Annotated in this window: 15 protein-coding genes; 5 read left to right on the top strand and 10 right to left on the bottom strand. The window is 68.9% G+C overall.

Features of this window, described 5'->3' with window-relative positions; genetic code table 11:
* Positions 1-59 precede the first annotated feature (59 nt).
* From mmsB to GIY56_RS05485, 5 genes are all read right to left on the bottom strand, one after another.
* Positions 60-950 (bottom strand): 3-hydroxyisobutyrate dehydrogenase, encoded by an 891-nt coding sequence (gene mmsB, locus GIY56_RS05505; protein WP_154763785.1) that lies wholly within the window; start codon positions 948-950, stop codon positions 60-62.
* Positions 947-1954 carry an enoyl-CoA hydratase/isomerase family protein gene (locus GIY56_RS05500; RefSeq protein WP_154763784.1) on the bottom strand — a complete coding sequence of 336 codons (1008 nt, stop codon included), beginning with the start codon at positions 1952-1954 and terminating at the stop codon, positions 947-949. Before GIY56_RS05500 ends, mmsB begins: the two co-directional genes overlap by 4 nt.
* Positions 1954-3102, bottom strand: coding sequence for an acyl-CoA dehydrogenase family protein (locus tag GIY56_RS05495; RefSeq protein WP_154763783.1), 1149 nt, complete (start codon positions 3100-3102; stop codon positions 1954-1956). Before GIY56_RS05495 ends, GIY56_RS05500 begins: the two co-directional genes overlap by 1 nt.
* 65 nt (positions 3103-3167) lie before the next feature.
* Complete coding sequence (locus GIY56_RS05490) at positions 3168-4298, bottom strand: carboxylate-amine ligase (RefSeq protein WP_154763782.1); 1131 nt, start codon at positions 4296-4298, stop codon at positions 3168-3170.
* A gap of 100 nt (positions 4299-4398) precedes the next feature.
* Positions 4399-5898: a CoA-acylating methylmalonate-semialdehyde dehydrogenase gene (locus GIY56_RS05485; protein WP_154763781.1), complete on the bottom strand. Its 1500-nt coding sequence runs from the start codon at positions 5896-5898 to the stop codon at positions 4399-4401.
* 96 nt (positions 5899-5994) lie between these two features.
* Between GIY56_RS05485 and GIY56_RS05480 the strand changes: the two genes are divergently transcribed.
* From GIY56_RS05480 to GIY56_RS05465, 4 genes are all read left to right on the top strand, one after another.
* Positions 5995-6891 (top strand): LysR family transcriptional regulator, encoded by an 897-nt coding sequence (locus GIY56_RS05480; protein WP_154763780.1) that lies wholly within the window; start codon positions 5995-5997, stop codon positions 6889-6891.
* Between the two features lie 59 nt (positions 6892-6950).
* Positions 6951-7412 (top strand): CBS domain-containing protein, encoded by a 462-nt coding sequence (locus tag GIY56_RS05475; protein WP_154763779.1) that lies wholly within the window; start codon positions 6951-6953, stop codon positions 7410-7412.
* A 79-nt stretch (positions 7413-7491) separates the two neighbouring features.
* A complete protein-coding gene (gene coaD / locus GIY56_RS05470; RefSeq protein WP_154763778.1) occupies positions 7492-7986 on the top strand; it encodes a pantetheine-phosphate adenylyltransferase in 495 nt (164 codons plus the stop codon).
* 68 nt (positions 7987-8054) lie between these two features.
* Complete coding sequence (locus GIY56_RS05465) at positions 8055-8852, top strand: DUF2189 domain-containing protein (RefSeq protein ID WP_230312289.1); 798 nt, start codon at positions 8055-8057, stop codon at positions 8850-8852.
* Here the strand turns inward: GIY56_RS05465 and GIY56_RS05460 are convergent.
* The 5 genes from GIY56_RS05460 to GIY56_RS05440 all read right to left on the bottom strand — a co-directional run bounded on the left by GIY56_RS05460 (position 8849) and on the right by GIY56_RS05440 (position 13920).
* The gene (locus tag GIY56_RS05460; protein ID WP_154763777.1) at positions 8849-9571 is read right to left on the bottom strand and encodes an SDR family oxidoreductase; all 723 of its coding nucleotides are present in this window, start codon (positions 9569-9571) and stop codon (positions 8849-8851) included. The genes GIY56_RS05465 and GIY56_RS05460 overlap by 4 nt on opposite strands.
* Positions 9571-10419: a fumarylacetoacetate hydrolase family protein gene (locus GIY56_RS05455; protein WP_154763776.1), complete on the bottom strand. Its 849-nt coding sequence runs from the start codon at positions 10417-10419 to the stop codon at positions 9571-9573. Before GIY56_RS05455 ends, GIY56_RS05460 begins: the two co-directional genes overlap by 1 nt.
* Before the next feature lie 151 nt (positions 10420-10570).
* On the bottom strand, positions 10571-11062 hold the full coding sequence (locus GIY56_RS05450; RefSeq protein WP_154763775.1) for a bactofilin family protein: 492 nt from the start codon (positions 11060-11062) through the stop codon (positions 10571-10573).
* Entirely contained in the window at positions 11052-12344 is a 1293-nt protein-coding gene (locus tag GIY56_RS05445; RefSeq protein ID WP_230312287.1) for a M23 family metallopeptidase, read from the bottom strand. Before GIY56_RS05445 ends, GIY56_RS05450 begins: the two co-directional genes overlap by 11 nt.
* Positions 12345-12522: 178 nt before the next feature.
* Positions 12523-13920 carry a helix-turn-helix domain-containing protein gene (locus GIY56_RS05440; protein WP_154763773.1) on the bottom strand — a complete coding sequence of 466 codons (1398 nt, stop codon included), beginning with the start codon at positions 13918-13920 and terminating at the stop codon, positions 12523-12525.
* Between the two features lie 175 nt (positions 13921-14095).
* Here GIY56_RS05440 and GIY56_RS05435 point away from each other — a divergent pair, with 175 nt between their 5' ends.
* Positions 14096-15349, top strand: coding sequence for a helix-turn-helix transcriptional regulator (locus GIY56_RS05435; RefSeq protein WP_154763772.1), 1254 nt, complete (start codon positions 14096-14098; stop codon positions 15347-15349).
* The last annotated feature ends 29 nt before the right edge of the window (positions 15350-15378 follow it).

The raw sequence follows: 15378 nt of genomic DNA, 5'->3' as shown, positions 1-15378 counted from the left end.
TGTTTCCGGCGCTGTCTCTCATGCAAGGCAAAAACCTGCCGAGGGCGGCGCAAGTTCCGTCAGAAGCCCCCGGTTCCTTCCGTCTGGCGGCTTTTTCCGGCGAAGCGTGGCAACATTGCCGAAAAGTCTCGGCCGCGCCCGTCCTCGTCCTCGACGAACTGCCGGTAAAGCTGCCGCGCCAGCGCGCCCATCGGCGTGTCGGCCCCGGCCGATTGCGCGGCGGCCTGCGACAGGTTCAGGTCCTTGAGCATCAGTTCCGCAGCAAAGCCCGGCTTGTAGCCGTTGTCGGCGGGCGATTTGGGTCCCACGCCCGGCGCGGGGCAATAGGCGTTCATCGACCAGCTGTAGCCCGATGAGGTGGACACCACGTCGAACATCTTCTGGCGGTCGAGACCCAGCTTGTCGGCCAGGGCAAAGGCCTCGCAGGTGGCGATCATGGTGACGCCCAGGATCATGTTGTTGCAGATCTTCGCCGCCTGGCCTGCGCCCGAGGCACCGCAATGCACGGCCTTCTGGCCCATGATGTCGAACAACGGCGTGACGGTGGCGAAGGCGTCGTCGGACCCGCCCACCATGAAGGTCAGCGTGCCCGCCTGCGCCCCGCCGATCCCGCCCGAGACCGGCGCGTCCAGCGCATCCAGCCCCGCCGCCCGCGCCTGATCGGCCACCGCGCGGGCGCTGTCCACATCCACGGTGGAACAGTCGCAGAGGACCGCCCCCGGCTTCATCGCGGGGATCACCTGATCGGCCACCGCCCGCAGGATCGCCCCGTTGGGCAGCATGGTGATGACCACGTCGGCATCCGTGGCGGCGGCTGCGGCGCTGTCGGCTAGATCCAGCCCTTCCGGCCGGGCGGCGGTATCGAACCCCGTGACCTCGTGCCCCGCGCGGGCCAGGTTCAGCGCCATGGGCGCGCCCATGTTGCCAAGGCCGATGAATGCGATCTTCATGCCGGTTCCCTCCAGGTCAGTTCATGCTCCCCCAAGGACGCCAGCAGCGCGGCCACATGGGCAGGGCCGGCGTCCGCCATCCAGCGGGGCTTGCGGTCCTTGTCGATGATCTGCGCCCGCACGCCTTCTAGGAAATCGCTGTCCCGGGTGGCGCGGTAAGTAAACCGGTACTCGCGGGCCAGCGAGTCCTGCATCCGGGCGTCGCCACGTGCCGCACGGACCATCGCCAGGCTTGCGGCCATGGACAGGGGCGAGTTGCCCGCCAGGATCTTCAGGGTCTGCGCATCGCCGTCCTGTTCCAGGGCGTCGATGATGTCGGCCACGGTCTCCTCGGCGAAGGGGGACAGGTCCATCGTGCGCAGGGGTGCGGTGGGCGCGTCCTCGCCTTCGATCAGGGACAGGTCGCCCGTCGTCTCCAGCCGGGCGATCAGGTCGGGCCAGCGGTCCTCGGGCAGGTAGATGTCGGCGAAGCCCGCGTGGATCGCGTCGCCCGCGCCCATCCGCGCCCCGGTCAGCGCCAGGTATTCCCCGATCCGCCCCGGCGCGCGCGACAAAAGCCAGGTGCCGCCCACGTCGGGGATCAACCCGATGCCGGATTCGGGCATGGCGATCTGCGTGCTGTCGCCCACGATGCGGTGGCTGGCGTGCCCGCCCACGCCCACGCCGCCGCCCATGACGAAGCCTTGCATGAAAGCCACGACGGGCTTGGGGTAATCGGCGATGGCCGCGTTCATGCGGTATTCGTCCGCGAAGAACCGCTGCCCCAGGACGTGATCGCCCGCTAGGCCCGCGCGATACACGGCGGCGATGTCGCCGCCCGCGCAAAAGGCGCGGTCCCCTTCGGCGTCGATGATGACCAGATCGACGCAGGGGTCGTCGCGCCAGCCGTCCAGCGTGCGGTGGATCGCCAGCGCCATCTCGTGGCTCAGCGCGTTCAGCGCCTGCGGGCGGTTGAAGGTCAGGCGACCGGCGCGGCCCGATATGCGGATGTTCAGGTCGTCCATCAGTTTCCCCGTTCGGCCAGCATCGCGCGCGCGACGATCAGGCGCATGATCTCGTTGGTGCCTTCCAGGATCTGGTGGACGCGCAGGTCGCGCACGATCTTCTCGATCCCGTAATCGGCCAGGTAGCCATAGCCGCCATGCAGTTGCAGGCATTGGTTCGCCACCTCGAACGCCCGGTCGGTGACGTGCAGCTTGGCCATCGCGCAGAACCGGGTGGCGTCCGCCGCGCCGGTGTCCAGCTTCCAGGCCGCCTGACGCAGGAACACGCGCGACGATTGCAGGGCCGTTTCCATTTCGGCCAGGCGGAACTGCAGCGCCTGGAACCGGTCCAGGCTTTGGCCAAAGGCGCGCCGTTCGCCCATATAGGCCAGCGTTGCGTCCAGCGCCGCCTGCGCGCCGCCAAGCGCCGCCGCCGCGATGTTCAGCCGACCCCCGTCCAGCCCCGCCATGGCATAGGCAAAGCCGCGCCCCTCGTCCCCCAGCAGGGCGTCGGCGGGGATCGCGCAATCGTCGAACTGCACCTGCGCGGTCGGCTGCGCGCGCCAGCCCATCTTGTCCTCGGGCGCGCCGAAGGACAGGCCGGGGGCGCCGTCGGGCACGATCACCGCGCTGATGCCCTTGGGTCCATCGGCCCCGGTGCGGGCCATGACGATATAGGCGTCGGAATAGCCCCCGCCGGAAATGAAGGCCTTGGTCCCGTTCAGCCGCCAGCCGCCGTCGGTGCGCTCCGCCCGCGTGCGCAGGGCGGCGGCGTCCGATCCGCTGCCGGGTTCGGTCAGGGCATAGGAAAACACCGTCTCCATGCCGCACAATCCGGGCAGCCAGCGGGCCTTGGTGTCGGCGGAGCCGAACTTGTCGATCATGCCGCCGCACATGTTGTGGATCGACAGGAACGCCGCGACCGAGGGGCAGGCCATCGCCAGCGCCTCGAACACCAGGGTGCCGTCCAGCCGCGACAGGCCCGCGCCGCCGTATTCGTCGGCCACGTAAAGGCCGCCCAGGCCCAGGGCCGCGACATCCGCCCACAACGCGCGCGGGATGGTGCCGTCGGATTCCCACTGGCGGGCATGAGGGGCGATGCGCTCCATCCCGAAATCGCGGGCCATGTCGAAGATGGCCCCCTGTTCCTCGGTCAACGCGAAGTCCATGTCCTCATCCCTCCCCGAAATTGAACATGCGTTTGATTGCCTGGCTTGCCGGTCCTTGGCAAGGGTCACAGGCCGTGGTGGAACTCCGCGATCAGGTGGCGCACCAGTTCCACCATCGCCTCGGCCTGCGTGGCCCCGGCGGCGGTGGCGCGCGCCAGGACGGCCCGCTGGCCCGCGGCCGATCCGCCCGCCGCCACGATGTCGCGGGTCCGGGCCACCTGCGGCTGGCTGCCCAGGGCATCGGCGTCCGTGGCGATCAGGGCCAGCCAGTCCTCGACGGCTTGGGCAAAGGGGATGATCCGCCCGGCGCCAAAGTCGATGATGCCCTCGGTCATGCCATAGCGGGCGGCGCGCCAGCGGTTCTCGGCCAATAGAAAGGTGTCGTATTGCCGCCACCGCTGGTTCCGGCGCGACAGGCGCCACAGCATCCGCAGCGTGGCCTGGATCAGCGCGGCCAGCGTGATCGTGTCGTCCAGCCGGGGCGAGGCATCGCAGACCCGCGTTTCCAGCGTCGGGAAGCGCGAGGATGGGCGCAGATCCCACCAGATCTTGGAACTGTCCTCGATCACGCCCAGATCGGCCAGCGCGCGGACGGACCGGTCGAAATCGTCCCAGCTGCCGAACTGCGGGGGCAGGCCGGTGCGGGGCATCCCGCCAAAGACCGTGGTGCGATAGGAGGCCAGCCCCGTGTCGCTGCCCTGCCACAAGGGGCTGGACGCCGACAGCGCCAGAAGGTGCGGCAGGAAATAGGCCATCTGGTTCATCAGGTCGATGCGCAGCGCGGGCGATGGCAGGCCCACATGGACATGCATCCCGCAGATCAGCATCCGCCGCGACACCGCCGCCAGATCGCGCGACAGCTGGTGATAGCGGTCCTTGTCGGTGTGGTGCTGGTCGCGCCAGTCCGCGAAGGGGTGGCACGAGGCCGAGATCGGCGCCAGCCCGAAGTTCCCCGCAACCTGCGCCACCGTGCGGCGCAGATGCGCCAGGTGGCCGCGCGCCTGAACGATGTCGGCGGACACGGGGGTGCCCACCTCGATCTGGCAGCGCAGGAATTCCGGGCTGACGCTGTCGCCCAGGGCTGCCTTGCATTCCGCCATCAGCGCGTCGGGCGCAGGCGCAAGGTCGCCCGTCGCGGGATCGACCAGAAGGTATTCTTCCTCGATGCCGAGGGTAAGGTCGGGATCGTCGGTCATGGGCACCCCTCGCCGGATGTGGGGCAATGGAAGCCCGTGCCTTTCGACAATGCAAGGGGCGGGTGCAGGAAGGGCGGGGAAGAACCCCGCCCCCGTGCCGTCAGTCCATCGCCTTGAAGTTCAGCGCCACGCCGTCCTTGATCCCCGAGAACCAGCGGGCGGTCACGGTCTTGGTCTTGGTGTAGAAGCGGAAGGCGTCCGGGCCGTACTGGTTCAGGTCGCCGAAGGCCGATTTCTTCCAGCCGCCGAAGCTGTAATAGGACAGCGGCACCGGGATCGGGAAGTTGATCCCGACCATGCCCACGTTGACCCGGCTGGCAAAGTCGCGCGCCGTGTCGCCATCGGCGGTATAGATCGCCGTGCCGTTGCCGTATTCGTTGTCCATGACCAGCTTCAGCGCGTCCTCATAGCTGTCGCGGCGCACCGTGGTCAGCACCGGGCCGAAGATCTCCTCCTTGTAGATCTCCATGTCCGGGGTCGCGCGGTCGAACAGCGACGGGCCGCAGAAGAACCCGTTCTCATAGCCCTGGATCCTCAGGTCGCGGCCATCGACGACCAGATCGGCCCCCTGGTCCACGCCCGAGGCGATCAGCCGGTTGATGCGGTCCTGCGAGGCCTTGGTGATGACCGGGCCGAAATCCACGTCGTCGCCGGCGGTATAGGGACCGACCTTCAGCTTTTCGATCTTCGGGACCAGCTTCTCGATCAGGGCATCGGCGGTCGCCTCGCCCACCGGCACCGCAACGGAAATCGCCATGCAGCGTTCGCCCGCCGCGCCGAAACCGGCGCCGATCAGCGCGTCCGCCGCCTTGTCCAGATCGGCGTCGGGCATGATGATCATGTGGTTCTTGGCGCCGCCAAAGCACTGCGCGCGCTTGCCGTTCGCCGCCGCGCGGCCATAGATGTATTGCGCGATCGGGGTCGATCCCACGAAGCCCACCGCCTGGATCACCTCGTGGTCCAGGATCGCGTCCACGATCTCCTTGTCGCCGTTGACGACCTGCAGCACGCCGTCGGGCAGCCCGGCCTGTTGCGCCAGCTTGGCCAGCATGATCGAGGTCGAGGGCACGCGTTCGGACGGCTTCAGGATCATCGCGTTGCCCGCGGCAAGCGCCGGACCCATCTTCCACAAGGGGATCATCGCCGGAAAGTTGAAGGGCGTGATGCCCGCGACCACGCCCAGCGGCTGGCGCATGGAATACAGGTCGATGCCCGGCCCGCCATTGTCGGTGAATTCGCCCTTCAGCATGGCGGGCGCGCCCATGCAGACCTCGATCACCTCGAGGCCGCGCTGCACGTCGCCACGCGCGTCGGGCAGGGTCTTGCCGTGTTCGCGCGAGACCAGTTCCGCCAGCGTGTCCATGTTCTCGTTGATGAGCTGGCCGAACTTCATCATCATCCGGGCGCGGCGCTGCGGGTTGGTGGCGGCCCAGCCGACCTGCGCGCGGGCCGCGCTCTGGATGGCGGCGTCAAGCTCGGCCGGGGTGGCCAGCGGCACCTTGGCGATCACCTCGCCCGTGGCGGGGTTGTAGACATCGCTGAAACGCCCCGAGGTGCCCTTGACCTCTTTGCCGTCGATCCAGTGCGAAAGTTCTTCCATGGTATCCTCCTGAGTTGCCCGTAACCTAGCCTTGCGGAATTGCCAGATAAAGACGAATGATGGCAAAGGCGTTTTGCGTTTCTGCAAAGGGGCATGATGGACTGGGACGATCTGCGCATCTTTCTGGCAGTCGCGCGGAGCGAAAGCCTGTCGGGGGCGGGGCGTCGTCTTGGCATGGACGCCTCCACCATCGGGCGGCGGATCGCCCGGCTGGAAGCCTCGGTCGGCGCCGCGCTGTTCGCCAAGACCCCGCAGGGCTATGCGCTGACCGCCGAGGGCGCGCGGCTGGTGGCCCCCGCCGAGGCCGCCGAACAGGGCGCGAATGCCGCGGCCGAGGCCGTGCGGCGCGAGGCGGGGCTGACCGGCCAGTTGCGCATCGGCGCGCCGGACGGCTGCGCCAATTACCTGCTGCCGCAGGTGGCGCGCGACATGTGCGCCGCCCATCCGGGGCTGGACATCCAGATCGTCGCCCTGCCGCGCGTGGTGAATCTGACGAAGCGCGAGGCCGACATGGCCGTGGCCGTGTCGCCCCCCGACACGGGGCGGCTGACGGTGCAGCGGCTGACGGATTACCGCCTGCACCTGGCCGCGCACGCCGATTACCTGCGCGCCGCCCCGCCGATCCGCGACCTGACGGATCTGCGCCACCACCGGATGATCGGATACATTCCCGACATGATCTTCGACCGGGAACTGGATTACCTGTCGCAGACCGGGGTGCAAACGGCGGCGATCACCTCGAACTCGGTCTCGGTGCAGATGCAGGCGATCCGGGCCGGGGCAGGGGTGGGGATCGTGCATGACTTCGCCATCCCCTTCGCGCCCGGCGTTGAACTGATCCTGCCCGACCGCATCGCCCTGACCCGCAGCTTCTGGTTGATCCGCCATGCCGACGATCGCGCCTCGCGCCGGCTGTCGCTGCTGGCCGACCTTCTGGCCCAAGGGCTGCGGGCCGAGGTCGCGCGCCTGGAAGGGCAGCTTCGTTGCCCTTGACGGATCACGATTCCGGGAAAAGGATGGTTTCAAGCACAATCGCCACCGGAGGATACCCCATGCTCGTCAATCAGCTGCTGTCGATGAAGTCCGCCTCGGGCAAGCCGGGGATCGAGGCGCAGACGATCCTGACCATCCGCCCCGACGCGACCCTGGGCGAGGCGGTGAAGATGCTGTCCGAACGGCGCATCGGCGCGGTCGTGGTGTCGGAGGACGGCAGGAAGCCGCAGGGCATCCTGTCGGAACGCGACATCGTGCGCCAGCTTGGCGCGCGCGGCCCTGACGCCCTGTCCACCCCCATTTCCGAGGTGATGACCCGCGACGTGCAGACCTGCACCATGGGCGACGACGCCCTGGCGATCCTGGAACGCATGACGCAGGGGCGGTTCCGCCACCTGCCGGTCGTGGACCCCGACGGCAACATGCTGGGCGTGGTGTCCATCGGCGACGCGGTCAGCGGGCGGCTGAAGGAACTGGCCGCCGAAAAAGAGGCGCTGACCGGCATGATCATGGGCGCCTGAGGGGCGGCCCGCGATCGCTTGCGATCTCCACAGCAATCCGCTTTCCCTGCGGGGCAGGCAAGCATAAGGGCGCCCGTTCATGCGCATCGGTCTTTATCCCGGCACCTTCGATCCGATCACGCTGGGCCATGTCGACATCATCCAGCGCGCCATGGCGTTGGTGGACCGGCTGGTGATCGGCGTCGCCATCAACCGCGACAAGTCCCCCCTGTTCGGGCTGGAGGAGCGGGTGGCGATGGTGCAGGCCGAATGCGCCCCCATCCTCGACCGCACCGGGGGCGAGATCGTGGTGCACCCGTTCGAGAACCTGCTGATCGACTGCGCCCGCGACGTGGGCGCGCAGGTGATCGTGCGCGGTCTGCGCGCGGTGGCCGATTTCGAATACGAATTCCAGATGGTCGGCATGAACCGCGCGCTGGATGCCAGCATCGAGACGGTGTTCATGATGGCCGACGCCCGCCGCCAGGCCATCGCCTCGAAGCTGGTCAAGGAGATCGCGCGCCTTGGCGGCGACGTGTCGAAATTCGTGACGCCCCCCGTGGCGCAGGCCCTGGCGGACCGTTACCGCGGATAAGGCTTGCGACAATCCGCCGCGGTGCTAGCATCATCGCGAACGCGCGCCATCTTTGACCGGAGGGATCCTTGACCCGATCCGACCTGCCCGTGCGCGACCATGCCGACCTGCCCGACGCCATTCCCGAACCCGGCCATATCACCTTGTCGGATCTGTCCGACGCGCTGACCCTGGGCTGGCGCGATTTCCGCCGCGCGCCCGCCTTCGGCCTGATGTTCTCGGCCTTCTACGTGCTGGGCGGTTGGGCCTTGGCCTCGGTCGCCCTTGCATCCGGGCAGGACTGGTGGCTGATCCCCTTCATCCTGGGATTCCCGCTGATCGCCCCCTTCGCCGCCACCGGCCTTTACGAGGTCAGCCGCCGGATCGAGGCGGGCGAGGCCCTGGACACCGCCCGCATCCTGCGCGTGGTCTTCGAACAGCGCCAGCGGCAGATCCCGTCGATGGCGATGGTGATCCTGCTGTTGTTCATGTTCTGGGTCTTCGTGGCCCACACGGTCTTCGCGCTGTTCATGGGCGTGTCGGCGCTGACCAACATCACGTCCTCGCCCGAGGTGCTGTTCCAGGGCCGGGGGCTGGTGATGCTGGTCTTGGGCACGATCATCGGCGGCGGCTTCGCGGCGGTGCTGTTCACCTTTACCGTCGTGGGATTGCCGCTGCTGATGGACAGGGAGGTCGACTTCATCACCGCCATCATCACCTCGTGCCGGGCGGTGGCGGAAAACCCGGGCGTGATGGCCGCCTGGGCCGCGCTGATCGCGGTCTGGCTGTTCCTGGCGATCCTGCCGGGCTTCCTGGGGCTGCTGATCGTGCTGCCGGTGCTGGGACACGCAAGCTGGCATGTTTATCGCCGGGTGATGGGGGACTAGCCGCGCCCGATGAAGGGCATGTTGGTGGCCATGACGGTCATGAACTGCACGTTCGCGCCGGGGGGCAGGCCCGCCATGTGCAGCACCGCGTCGGCCACGACGGCGACATCCATCATCGGTTCCGCCCCGGGCGCGTTGGTGCTGACCTGCATCAGCAAGTCCGTCGCCGCATTGCCGATGTCGATCTGGCCGCAGGCGATGCCGAAGGGGCGGCCGTCCAGCGACAGCGACCTGGTCAGGCCCGTGACCGCATGTTTCGACGTGGTATAGGCGACCGATCCCGGGCGCGGCGCATGGGCGGAAACGGATCCGTTGTTGATGATCCGCCCGCCCTGCAGCGCTTGCGCCCGCATCAGCCGGAAGGCGGCGCGGGCGCAGAGGAACATGCCGGTGACGTTCACCGCCATCACCTCGCGGAAGGTGGCGGGGTCCATCGCGTCGGGCGTAGCCGGATCCGCGCCGCGCCCGGCATTGTTGAACAGCACATCCAGCCGACCCCATTCGGCATGGGCGCGGTCGAAGGCGGCATCCACGGCGCCCTCATCCGTCACGTCGCAGGACAGGATCAGCGCAGGGCTGTCGCCCGCCGTCTCGCGCAGCGCATCCGCCCTGCGCCCCAGCACCGCGACCCGCCATCCCGCCGCCAGGAACCGCCGCGCGGTGGCCCGCCCGATGCCGCTGCCCGCGCCGGTGATGATGATCGACGGCGCGCCGGGCATCAGACCACCCGTTGCCGCTGCTGCCCCAACCCGTCGATCCCCAACCGCATCACCTGCCCGCGCCGCAGATAAACCGGGGGCTTTTGCCCCATGCCGACGCCCGGCGGCGTGCCGGTGGCGATCACGTCGCCCGGATGCAGCGTGGCGAAGCGGGACGCATAGGCCACGATCTCCTCAGGCCCGAAGACCATCGTCGCGGTGGTGCCGTCCTGGAAGCGGCGCCCGTCCACCTCCAGCCACAGGCGCAGGGCGCGCGGGTCGGGAACCTCGTCCGCCGTCACCAGCCAGGGACCGATGGGACCGAAGCCGTCGTAACCCTTGCCCTTGTCCCAGGTGCCGCCGCGCCGCAACTGCCAGTCGCGTTCGCTGATGTCGTTGATGACGCAGTATCCGGCGATGTGCCGCGCGGCGTCATCCGGGGCGATGTCGCGCCCGCCGTCGCCGATGACGATGCCCAGTTCGACCTCCCAATCCGTCGCGGTCGAACCGGCGGGCAGCGCCAGGTCGTCGTCCGGCCCGGCGATGCAGCTTGTCCATTTGGTGAACAGGATCGGCTCGGCCGGCACCTCCATCCCGGCCTCGGCGGCATGGTCGGCATAGTTGAGACCCACGGCCAGGAACTTGCCCACCCCGCCCACGCAGGCGCCAAGGCGCAGGTCGTCCTGCGGGGTGCCCGCGACCAGGGGCAGCGAGGCCGGGTCCAGGGCGCGCAGCGCGTCAAGGCCGTCGCGCGTCAGGCAGGTCCCGGTGATGTCGGCGACATGGGCCGACAGGTCGCGCACCCGGCCGTCCTGGTCCAGAAGCCCCGGCTTTTCAGCGCCCCTTGCGCCGTGTCTCAGAAATTTCATGCATCCTCCCCCTTGCGGTGACGGGCAAGCCTAGCCCGGATGGCAGCGCCTGATTTCCCCCGATTGCCAGATGCTTTATGCGGCAAACGGCGAAAACCGGCACGGAAAAACGGCCCGCGCAGGGGCGGGCCGTCGTGTCGGGACGGGATGATTATTCCGAGGTCGGGGGCGCCAGCTTCTTGGTCGGGCCGTTGGCGATGGGGTCTTCCTGCCGCTGGACCGAGCCTTCGAAATGCGCGCCGGATTCGATGGCGATGGTCTTGTGGATGATGTCGCCTTCCACCCGCGCGCTGGCCGACAGGCGCACCTTGAGGCCCCGGACGCGGCCCACCACGCGACCGTTCACGACGACCTCGTCGCCGACGATCTCTCCGCGGATGGTGGCGGTCTCGCCGATCACCAGTTGATGCGCGCGGATGTCGCCCTCGACCGTGCCTTCGATCTGGATGTCGCCCTCGGTGCGGATGTTGCCGACAACCGTCAGGTCCGGGGACAGGATCGACGGCGCGGATTTGCGCGCAGGCGCCGTTGCCGGGGTTTCGCTCCGCTCGAAAGCCGGGGCAGCGACGGTAGCCTCGGGCGAGGCGGGGGCGGCGGAGGGCATCGTCTGCGGTTTCTCGGTCACGCGGGTCTTACTGAACATTGCTTGCAGCCTTGATGAAGCTCATCGGGTCAACGGCCCGACCCTTCATGCGCACCTCGTAATGCAGATGCGGCCCGGTCGAGCGTCCGGTATTGCCCATATCACCGATCCGTTCGCCTTGCGACACCCTTTGGCCGACCTTCACGCGAATCCGGGACAGGTGGCCGTAACGCGTCTCGACCCCCAGTTCATGCTCGATCTTGATGAGGTTGCCATAGGCGCCCTGGCGGCCCGCGAAGGTCACGACCCCGTCGCCCGTCACGTGGACCGGCGTGCCCACGGGCGCGGCCATGTCGATGCCCTCATGCGCGCGGCCCCAGCGGCGCCCGAAGCCCGAGGAATAGCGGAAGGACTGCTTGACCGGCATCGCCAGCGGCAGCTTTTCCATGGCGATGCGATAGGTGTTCATCTGGTCCAGCGTGACGATGATCTGGTTGGCCTTCGTCTCGCTGTGGGTCAGGGCCGCGTCGCCGCGCGTGGAATAGCCCATCGGCGTCAGCGGCCCGCCCTGGCCGGAGTATCCCTCGCGGATCGTTTCCAGCACGTCCTCGGGGTTCATGCCCACGGACCGGAACACGTCGTCCAGCGGCTCGACCGAGACGGTGACGGCGTCTTCCAGCTGGGTCAGGATCTCGTCGTTGCGCGCCAGGATCTGCGCGCGCTCGACCGACAGTTCCGCGACCGCCTGCCGGGCCTGTTCGGCCTCTTGCACGGCGGTCGCGCGTTCGTCGGCGGCCTGGCGCAATTCGCCCGTCACGATGTCCAGCGCGGCGGTCACCTCGTCCGAGTCGGACGCGGCATCGGTCCCGCCCGCATCGGCCACCGCCTGCTGCCCGTCGCGTTCGGCCAGCGCATCGCGCAGCGAGGATTGGACCACGTTCAGCCCCGCCTCCAGCTCGCGGCGCTGTTCCTCGGCGGCCAGCAGTTGCGATTGCATCTGCGAAACCTGCTCCAGCGCCACGGTGAAGCGGTTCTGCGCCGCCAGCGCCTCGGCCGTGCGGGCGTCGCGTTCCCGGGACAGCTGGGTCAGGCGTTCCTCGAACGCGGCCTGGGTGTGGATCATCCCGTCGCGGGACGATCCCGCGCCCATGGCGTCGATGGCCAGGACGGAACTGGCAACCAGGGTCCAGCCGAAGGCAAGGGTGATGCCGCTGAGCGCAGCCAATTGGGTCAAGGGGCGCAGGCGAACGAACCGGCTGTCGTCATCGGACCGCAGGAACAGGCGCTTTTCGGGCAGGATCCGTTCCAGCGCGGCATTCAGGCGGTTGGTTACGTTTGACAATTCAGGTCCCCCGGCGTCGCGCCCCGATTCAGTCGAGCGATCTGGTTCCAATTGGGTCGGGGTAAACCGCATGTGTGCCTTCCTGGCAACAGACGCACGGCATTCGGTTCCCGTCATGCGCGGAACCTCGCCCCGGCGGGCGAAAATCCGCCGACGCACACAAGATGTTGTTTCCCTGTCACGAGATTTCATAGGGAAGGGGTCCGTTCCGGTCCGCCGGGATCCGCAAGGGCCGGTCGATGGGCGGCACGGACCTCTGGTGGCAATCGGGCCGGGGACAGATCCGGCAGGATATGCCGATGGGTTCAAAGGCACGCGGCTTGGTCAGGTCCAGCCCGTCGGCATAGACGACGCTGCCCGCATGGGTCACCTCGCAGCCCAGGCCGATGGCAAAGCGGCGGACCGGGGCGTTGAAGGCGCCCGCGTGCTTGGACACGTCGCGCGACATCAGCAGATAGCGCACCCCATCTGGCGTTTCGGCCAGTTGCCGCAGGAAACGGCCCGGCTGCTCGAACGCCTGGTGGACGTTCCACAGCGGGCAGGCGCCGCCGAAGCGGGCGAATTGCAGACGCGTGGCGGAATGGCGCTTGGTGATGGTGCCCGCCTGATCGACGCGGACAAAGAAGAAGGGCACGCCCTTGGCGCCCGGGCGTTGCAGGGTGGACAGCCGGTGCGCCACCTGCTCCAGGGAGGCGCCGAACAGATGCGACAGCCGTTCCAGGTCGTGCCGTTCGGCCTGGGCCGCCGCCAGGAAGGCACGATAGGGCATCAGCGCCGCGCCCGCGAAATAGTTGGCAAGCCCCACGCGCGCCACGTCCCGCGCCGTCTGGCTGCGGAAGCGCGCCAGATCCAGCGTCGCGTCCAAGAGGCCGGACTGGCGTTCCAGCGCGACAAGGTGCAGCAACTGAAAGACCTGGGTCGGTTGCTCGGCGGCGGCATTGACGTGGATCTCCGCACCCGCCCGGCGGAAGACGGCATTGGCGGGCAGTTCCGTGCGCGTCACCCGGATGCCCCGCTGCGCCAGCGCCGCCACGCCCGCGTCCCAGGGGTCCAGCCGCTGGCCTGCCGGGCAGGCGAATCGTTCCGCCGCGCGGTCCACGGCGTCGATGTAGTTGTCGCAGTAATGGAAGAAGTCCCGCACCTCCTCCCACGGGGTGGACAGCGCGTTCTGGCCCGATGCGCCGATCGCCTCGTCCAGGGCGGCCAGCCGCTCCTGTCCCTGCCGGTGCGCGCGGTAGAGGTCCAGGAAGGCCCGCGCCAGCACCGGCGCATTGGTCGCGGCAAGGCGCAGGTCGGCCAGGGGCGGCGCGGCGTCGAACAGCGGGTCGGCCAGCGCCTCCTGCATGTCGATCACCATGCGTTCGGCGTCGCCCGCCGCCAGTGTAGACAGATCGACGCCGAATTCCTGCGCCAGCCGCAGCAGTACGCCCACCGAGATCGGGCGGTGGTTGTTTTCCATCTGAGACAGATAGGGCAGCGACACCCCCAGCCGTTCCGCGAACCGCTTTTGCGTCAGCCCGCTGCGCCCCCGCGTTTCGCGCAAGGACGTGCCTGCGTAAATCTTCTGCGTTGCCATCATCCCCCTCCACCTTTGCAAAAGCCGCATTAGCGTTTGCAAAGCGGCCAGGGCAAGGGCCGTGATGGTGGGAAGGGGAAGGGCGCGGGTCAGGATCATGCCCCGACCCTGGCGCAAAAAGCCTAAGATATCGTTGCGGCTTGCGCGGGCCGCGTCGCCGCGCTTTCATCGCGCCATGAAGCAGCATGGCAGCCGCATCCTGACCGGAACCCGCATCCGCGAACGCCGCTTGGCGTTGTCGCGGCGGCAGGCGGATGTGGCGCGGGCGGCGGGGATCTCGGCCGCCTATCTGAACCTGATCGAACACAATCACCGCCCCGTCGGCGACCATCTGGTCCTGCGCCTTGCCGCCGCGCTGGATGTCTCGGCGGCCGAACTGGCCGAGGGGCGGGAGGAGGCGCTGATCGCCGCCCTGCGCGAGGCGGCGGTGCGCCTGCCCGACGATGCCGCCCCCGAGGTGGACCAGGCGCCCGAACTGCTGGCCCGCTTTCCCGGCTGGGCCGGGGCCGTGATCGCCCTGGCGCGGCGGGCCGATGCGCTGGAACGCCAGCTTGTCACGCTGTCGGACCGCATGACGCAGGACCCCTATCTGCTGACCACGCTGCACGAGGTGCTGTCCGCCGTCACCTCGGTCCGGTCCACGGCCTCCATCCTGGCCGAGGGGGGCGAGATCCCGCCCGACTGGCGCGCGCGCTTTCACGCGAACCTGGACGCGGACAGCCTGCGCCTGTCCAGCACGGCGCAGGCGCTGGTGGCCTATCTGGACAGCTTCGACACGCAGGGCGCGATCTTCACCCCGCAGGAAGAGGTCGAGACCTGGCTTGCCGCAGGCGCCCCCCCTGTCGAAGGGGCGGGCGACCTGGCATCCGACGCCGCGCGGGCCATGGCGCGCGTTCACCTGCGGCAGATGGAGGAGGACCGCGCGGCCCTGCCCGACGATGTCCTGGCCGCCGCCGCCGCCGATCCCGATCCCCTGCGCATGGCCGCACGGCTGCGCGTGCCGCTGGATCTGGTGATGCGGCGTCTGGCGGTGCTGAAGCCCGCGGGGTTCGAATCCGCCGGGCTTCTGGTCTGCGACGGATCGGGCGCGCTGACCCTGCGCCGCCCCGCGCCCGGCTTTCCGCTGCCCCGCCCCGGGGACGCCTGCCCGCTCTGGCCGCTGTTCCAGGCGTTGGCCAGCCCCCAGACCGCCATCGCCACCCTGGTCGAGGCGCCGTCGGGGCGGCGCTTCCGCACCCTGTCGCTGGCCACGCGCGACCAGCCGCTGGGCGCGGGCGGCCCGGTGCTGACCCGCGCGCAGATGCTGATCCTGCCCGACGAGGCCGGGTCGCCCGCCCGCCCGGACCTGCTGATCGGTCCCGCCTGCCGTATCTGCCCGCGCGCGGACTGCGTGGCGCGGCGCGAACCCTCGATCCTGGCCACGGCCTGAAGACAGGCTTTGACAGCAATGACCCTCGC

This window comes from Paracoccus lichenicola (assembly GCF_009708075.1).
GTDB classification, from domain to species: domain Bacteria; phylum Pseudomonadota; class Alphaproteobacteria; order Rhodobacterales; family Rhodobacteraceae; genus Paracoccus; species Paracoccus lichenicola.
This window is presented reverse-complemented; position numbering and strand designations above follow the sequence as displayed.

What these genes read in the sequence shown, in the direction of transcription:
- GIY56_RS05460 (WP_154763777.1), bottom strand. Translation starts at nt 9,571, where the DNA reads ATGCCCGGCGCGCCGTCGATCATCATCACCGGCGCGGGCAGCGGCATC.
- GIY56_RS05500 (WP_154763784.1), bottom strand. Translation starts at nt 1,954, where the DNA reads ATGGACGACCTGAACATCCGCATATCGGGCCGCGCCGGTCGCCTGACC.
- GIY56_RS05450 (WP_154763775.1), bottom strand. Translation starts at nt 11,062, where the DNA reads ATGTTCAGTAAGACCCGCGTGACCGAGAAACCGCAGACGATGCCCTCC.
- GIY56_RS05485 (WP_154763781.1), bottom strand. Translation starts at nt 5,898, where the DNA reads ATGGAAGAACTTTCGCACTGGATCGACGGCAAAGAGGTCAAGGGCACC.
- mmsB (WP_154763785.1), bottom strand. Translation starts at nt 950, where the DNA reads ATGAAGATCGCATTCATCGGCCTTGGCAACATGGGCGCGCCCATGGCG.
- GIY56_RS05440 (WP_154763773.1), bottom strand. Translation starts at nt 13,920, where the DNA reads ATGGCAACGCAGAAGATTTACGCAGGCACGTCCTTGCGCGAAACGCGG.
- GIY56_RS05475 (WP_154763779.1), top strand. Translation starts at nt 6,951, where the DNA reads ATGCTCGTCAATCAGCTGCTGTCGATGAAGTCCGCCTCGGGCAAGCCG.
- GIY56_RS05480 (WP_154763780.1), top strand. Translation starts at nt 5,995, where the DNA reads ATGGACTGGGACGATCTGCGCATCTTTCTGGCAGTCGCGCGGAGCGAA.
- GIY56_RS05435 (WP_154763772.1), top strand. Translation starts at nt 14,096, where the DNA reads ATGAAGCAGCATGGCAGCCGCATCCTGACCGGAACCCGCATCCGCGAA.
- GIY56_RS05455 (WP_154763776.1), bottom strand. Translation starts at nt 10,419, where the DNA reads ATGAAATTTCTGAGACACGGCGCAAGGGGCGCTGAAAAGCCGGGGCTT.
- GIY56_RS05490 (WP_154763782.1), bottom strand. Translation starts at nt 4,298, where the DNA reads ATGACCGACGATCCCGACCTTACCCTCGGCATCGAGGAAGAATACCTT.
- coaD (WP_154763778.1), top strand. Translation starts at nt 7,492, where the DNA reads ATGCGCATCGGTCTTTATCCCGGCACCTTCGATCCGATCACGCTGGGC.
- GIY56_RS05495 (WP_154763783.1), bottom strand. Translation starts at nt 3,102, where the DNA reads ATGGACTTCGCGTTGACCGAGGAACAGGGGGCCATCTTCGACATGGCC.